General features: G+C 43.0%; 4 protein-coding genes. 3 read left to right on the plus strand and 1 reads right to left on the minus strand.

What is annotated here, in order from left to right; all coding sequences use genetic code 11:
• The first annotated feature begins 46 nt into the window (after window positions 1-46).
• The 3 genes from ACOYVE_RS03505 to ACOYVE_RS03515 are packed head-to-tail and all read left to right on the plus strand — an operon-like array spanning window position 47 to window position 4,509.
• Window positions 47-1,891, plus strand: coding sequence for a sodium:solute symporter family protein (locus tag ACOYVE_RS03505; RefSeq protein WP_041355756.1), 1,845 nt, complete (start codon window positions 47-49; stop codon window positions 1,889-1,891).
• Between the two features lie 15 nt (window positions 1,892-1,906).
• Entirely contained in the window at window positions 1,907-3,307 is a 1,401-nt protein-coding gene (locus tag ACOYVE_RS03510) for an MFS transporter (RefSeq protein ID WP_014855188.1), read from the plus strand.
• Between the two features lie 8 nt (window positions 3,308-3,315).
• On the plus strand, window positions 3,316-4,509 hold the full coding sequence (locus ACOYVE_RS03515; RefSeq protein ID WP_014855187.1) for a glycosidase: 1,194 nt from the start codon (window positions 3,316-3,318) through the stop codon (window positions 4,507-4,509).
• 65 nt (window positions 4,510-4,574) lie between these two features.
• Here the strand turns inward: ACOYVE_RS03515 and ACOYVE_RS03520 are convergent, their stop codons facing one another.
• The gene (locus ACOYVE_RS03520; protein WP_014855186.1) at window positions 4,575-5,957 is read right to left on the minus strand and encodes an AGE family epimerase/isomerase; all 1,383 of its coding nucleotides are present in this window, start codon (window positions 5,955-5,957) and stop codon (window positions 4,575-4,577) included.
• Window positions 5,958-6,163: the final 206 nt, after the last annotated feature.

The following is a 6,163-nucleotide window of genomic DNA, read 5'->3' on the forward strand; positions in this document are numbered from 1 at the left end:
CTTATCGGTATTAGTTGAAATATTAAAAATAAATTGCGGGAAGAATATGCAGGTACACATAGTAGATTTGGTAATAATAATATTATACTTCGCAATAGTGCTTGCCATCGGAATTGTGGTATCTAGAAGGTCTATTAAGGATATCGATTCATATTTCCTCGGAAGCAACAAATTACCTTGGTGGATGCTCGGAATATCGAATGCATCGGGAATGTTTGATATTACGGGAACCATGTGGCTAGTCTATTTATTATTCGTCTACGGAATGAAAAGCGTTTGGATACCGTGGCTCTGGCCTATCTTCAATCAGGTCTTCCTTTTTGCCTACCTTTCAATCTGGCTGAGAAGGTCGAACGTGATGACCGGCGCACAGTGGATCGAAACCAGGTTCGGAAACGGCAAAGGCGCACGTCTTGCCCACATCATTGTGGTTTGTTTTGCGCTTGTCAGCGTTGTGGGTTTTATAGCTTACGACTTTAAAGGAATCGGAAAGTTTGCAAAGATATTCCTGCCGTGGGATTTGTCGCCCGATACGTACGCCATTATTTTAATGAGCATTACTGCAATCTACGCGGTCAAAGGAGGAATGGTAAGCGTAGTCGCAACGGAAGTGCTGCAATTTTTGGTAATGACCGTAGCTTCCGTGGCGGTTGGAATTGTGGCAATGAATGCAGTAGCTCCCGAGGCTCTAAATGCCGTAATTCCGAGTGGCTGGAAAGAACTCTTTTTCGGGTGGCATTTGAACCTCGATTGGACCGGAATAATGGATTCCGTCAATACTAAAATAGCGGAAGACGGTTATGAACTGTTTATGATTTTTATGATGATGGTTTTATTCAAAGGTATATTGGTGAGCGCCGCAGGCCCCGCTCCCAATTATGATATGCAACGAATTCTGGCGACCAAGGATACCAAAGAAGCCTCCAAAATGAGCTGGCTGGTGTCGCTTGTTCTCTTCTTCCCCCGCTATATGATGATTGCAGGTCTTACTGTGCTCGCGCTGGTTTATCTGATGCCGGAATTGAAGGCAATGGGTCCGAACGTCGATTTCGAAATGATACTGCCGCTGGCTTTGAAAGACTTGATACCCGTCGGATTGGTAGGAGTATTGTTGGCAGGACTTCTTGCGGCATTTATGTCTACTTATGCCGCAACCATCAATGCGGCTCCGGCTTATGTGGTAAACGATATTTATAAGAAGTTTATTAATCCGAATGCTCACCCGAAAAAATATGTCCATATGAGCATAGCGGTTTCCGTATTCTTTGTGATACTCGGATTTGTCTTTGGTATTATGGTGCAGTCGGTCAATCAAATAACGCTCTGGATAGTAAACGGACTGTGGGGAGGTTACACCGCTGCAAATGTGCTTAAATGGTATTGGTGGAGAATGAACGGTTACGGATATTTCTGGGGAATGGTAATCGGTATTGCGGCGGCTTTAATGATGCCCGTAGTCTTTCCGGCGTTACCGGCTCTAAATGCATTCCCGTACGTACTTGCTATTTCTGTGCTCGGTTCGGTATTGGGCAGTTATTTAACGGAGCCCGAACCGGATAATGTATTGATGAAATTCTATGTAACCGTTCGTCCGTGGGGATTGTGGAAACCTGTTCATGAAAAAGTTAAAGCCCGTTTCCCCGAATTCAATCCTAATCTCGGATTCAAAAGAGATATGTTCAACGTGGTAATCGGTATCGTATGGCAGACAACTCTTTTGGCGGCGCCGATTTATCTGGTAATTCATGAATATACTTACTTTGCGATTACGCTCGGAGTAACGGCGGTTACTTCCATAATACTCAAATTTACATGGTGGAATAAACTCGATGAAATTTGCGGCGAAGAAACCGAAAAAATTTATAGGGAAATCGCTTCTAAAATAGAATGACAGACCGGGAGAAATATGAATACTAGTGACGGCATTAAAATACCTTTTAAAGAAAAAGTAGCGTACGGTTTCGGTGATTTTGCATCCTCGATGTTCTGGAAACTTTTCTCGATGTTCCTGCTCTTTTTTTATACGGATATATTCGGAATCTCCGCCGCTGCGGTGGGCACGATGTTTCTGGTTACGAGAATATGGGACGCGATAAACGATCCGATGATGGGTGTGATATGCGACAGAACTGAAACGCGATGGGGCAAGTTCCGTCCGTATTTGCTTTTCGGCGCCGTGCCGTTTGCTGTTATCGGCATTATTACTTTCAGCACGCCGGATTTGAGCCCTTCGGGCAAATTAGTTTATGCGTATGTAACTTATACATTGATGATGATGATTTATACGGTCGTTAATGTTCCGTATTCATCTTTAATGGGAGTGATGACAAACGACCCGGCGGAAAGAACTTCGCTTGCTTCGTTCAGATTTGTAGGAGCTTTTTCGGGCGGCATTCTGGTAACGTCAACCGCCGCATATTTGGTCGAATATTTCGGCGGAAAAGAAAATCCAGCAAGCGGATATCAATGGACGGTTGGAGTTTATGCGGCGCTTGCGGCAGTCTTTTTCCTTTTGACTTTTGCAGGCACTAAAGAACGACTTAAACCCGCCAAAGTAAAGCATTCGTCATTGAAGGATGATTTGAAAGACATATCAAAGAACGGACCGTGGTTTATAATGCTGGCTGCGGGAATTTCGATACTCATTTTTAATTCTCTGCGCGACGGCTCCATTCTTTATTACTTTAAATATTTTATCAAAGACCAATCGCTCGAACTATTCGGCGCCCGCTATAATTTTACTCAGGCTGAGCTTGCCTCGGCTTATATGACTCTCTGGCTGGCTACGAATATTATCGGAGTTATACTTGCAAAGCCCGTTTCGTCTTTGATCGGTAAAAAGAAAACATTTATGTATGCCGCGCTGCTGTCGGCATTGCTCAGTGTGCTCCTCTATTTCTTGCAGCCGGATCAGCTAATTGCGATTTTTCTGCTAAATGTATTGATCGGTATAAGCGCGGGAATCGTTCTGCCTTTGATCTGGTCGATGTATGCGGATATTGCAGACTATTCGGAATGGAAAAACGGGAGGAGAGCGACGGGATTGATCTTTTCGTCGTCTTCGATGTCGCAAAAATTCGGCTGGACTCTCGGCGGAGCTTTGACCGGGTGGTTGTTGGCTTTATTCGGATTCCAGGCTAACATCGAGCAGACTTCGGAATCGTTGCTCGGCATTCGCTTGATAATCAGTATTATTGCAGGCGGAGGAGCTCTGCTGGCTGCGCTGTTTATTTTCTTTTACCCCCTGTCGGAAGATTTTATGAAAAAAATTGAAACAGAACTTGAACAAAAAAGGAACAATAACTAGGAGACAATATGACAAAAAGCGCGTTTAATAAGAGACTGAAAGAACTTTTCGAAGAACACAATAAACTGATAAAAAGAAAAAACGTGAGGCTGCCCAAAACAAACGGCGTTTTTTATCGTTATAAGTACCCCGTACTTACTGCCGAACATACGCCTTTGTTCTGGAGATTCGACTTAAATTACGAAACGAATCCCTATTTAATGGAAAGAATGGGAATAAACGCAGCATTCAACGCGGGCGCAATGGAATTTAACGGAAAAATAGTGTTAGCCGTCAGAGTCGAAGGCGCCGACAGAAAATCGTTTATAGCCATCGCCGAATCGCCGAACGGTATTGACAATTTCAAATTCTGGGACTACCCGGTCAAAATGCCGGAGACGGACAATCCCGATACAAACGTTTATGATATGCGATTGGTTAAACACGAGGACGGATGGATTTACGGAATTTTCTGCACCGAACGAAAAGACCCCGACGCACCGCCGACAGATACTTCGGCGGCGGTTGCTCAGGCAGGTATTGCCAGAACGAAAGATTTGATTAACTGGGAAAGACTTCCGGATTTGAAAACAAAATCTCCGCAGCAGAGAAACGTAGTTTTGCATCCCGAGTTCGTTGAAGGGAAGTATGCTTTTTACACCAGACCTCAGGACGGTTTTATCACTACCGGAACCGGCGGCGGTATCGGATGGGGTTTGACCGAATCGATTGAAAATCCTGTAATTGAAGAGGAGAAGATAATCGACGAAAGAGTATATCATACAATTAAAGAAGTAAAAAACGGTTTGGGACCTGCTCCGATTAAAACCGAAAAAGGTTGGCTGCAATTGGCTCACGGCGTAAGAAATACCGCTGCGGGTCTCAGATACGTCCTTTATCTGTTTTTGACCGATTTAAAAGACCCGTCGAAGGTAATTGCAAAACCGGGCGGTTATTTTATCGCTCCGAAAGGCGAAGAAAGAATAGGAGACGTTTCGAATGTCGTCTTCAGCAACGGTTGGGTTAAAAAAGACAACGGCGACGTACTAATCTATTACGCTTCTTCCGACACGCGTATGCACGTGGCGTATTCAACCGTCGACAGACTGCTCGACTATGTAATGAATACTCCCGAAGACGGTTTGAGAAGCGCCGAATGCGTCAGACAGAGATATGAATTGATAGATAAAAATCTGCAGATAATGAAAAAACTAAAAATTTGATTTTTTCAGCTTCTGTGCCTCCTAGTAAGCCATGCTAATTTGAAATATCCGTTTAGCATGGCTTATTATTTTTCTACGGCTTGCACTGAGGTTTTTTGCCAATGGCCTATAAAATCGTCAAATTCGGATTTAAGCTCTCTGAATTTTTCGTTGCTCTGAAATAATTCCGAATCTTCGTCGGAAAGCATAAGAATACAATTCATTAAAGCTCTGCCGTTATGATAAGTCGCTTTCCAGATTGTCCCTTTGGGAGCGGTTTTGTAGTGAGCCTCTTTTTCCAGACTTCCCCAATACCAGTCACCGTGTTCATGGTCTATCAGATATTTTTTTATATAATCCCATTCTTGAAGGAATAGCTTATAGTAACGTTTTTCATTCGGAAAAATTTTGGAAAAGAGTAATAGCGCATTCAAAGCTTCAGCCTGCGCCCACCAGTTTTTTGTATGCTTGATAATTTTGCATTCGCCTTCTTCGGAGTAGTAATAGCCTTCGTCGAAGAATCCTGCGCTCGAATTATCCCATCCGTTTTCGATTGCATGGTCGAGCATTTTTTTAGCCGTGTATAAAGTGGCGGTGTCGTTTTTCAAACCGAGTTTATAAGAAGCTTCGAGCATCAGAAACGCCGTTTCGTAATCGTGTCCGAACGATACATGGTCAAGGCGGTAATTTGCGTCTCGTATTTCGGGCGAGGCGTATCTGAAAGAAACGGGAGTCCAGTCGCGTTCAAAAAACAATTGCAAATATCCTTTCGGGTGAGTAATCTTATCTCTTATCAAAACCAACAATTCTTCGAGCCTTTCGCGTACTTTATTGTCCCGCCATACTCCATAAAGCTCGGTAAAGGCTTCCAGCAGATGTATCGACGAATTCTGATCCTTATATCCCGCTTCCACTGCGTCGGTGGCATTTGTTTTGTGCGAATCGTTTTTACCGAACGGTTTGCCTTCGCGAGTTAAAAATTGAAAATAGCCTTTGTAAAGAGGGTCGTAAGCGCGCTCTTCCAGCCAGTTAAATGTTTCGATTGCAAGTTCGAGCGCGTCGTTGTTTTTCGTGAGTTCATACAAAGCCGATAAACCGTAAATTGCGAATGCATTGCCGTAAGTTCTTTTTTCTTCTAACCAACCTTCCACGTCGGATACTTTACCTTCTCTGTTCCGGATCTGGTAAAAGCCGCCGTAACGCTCGTCCCACATTTGATTTTTCAGGAAATTCAAACCGTGCAGAGCCGATTCGTACAACATGTCGTTGTTCAAGAATTTTGCCGCCTTTGAGGTCGTCCACATGTGGCGCGACTGCGTAACGATCATTTTCTCCTGCTCGGGCATTAAACTTAGGTCGTATGCCAGATTTGTAAAGTAACCCCCGTACTGTTTGTCGATAACAAGAGGATACCATTTATGGATTAAATTGTTTTCAAATTCATTAAGCATGTCTTTTAGTATTCCCATGTATTCTGCGCTTTAACGTTTAATTGACTGATAACTTATTAATTGCAAATATTATGCTATTTTTTTCGTTTGTTATTGGGGTGTAAATTCATTTTTAGTTGAAAATAAAAAAGAGAGACTCCTGAAAAATTAGTAATTTTTGGTTTAGGCAACTAAAAAAACTAAAAGGAGTCTCTTATGCAAAATACAAATAATAGGAACAAAAA

This window comes from Melioribacter sp. (assembly GCF_049325435.1).
Taxonomy (GTDB): Bacteria; Bacteroidota; Ignavibacteria; order Ignavibacteriales; family Melioribacteraceae; genus Melioribacter; species Melioribacter roseus.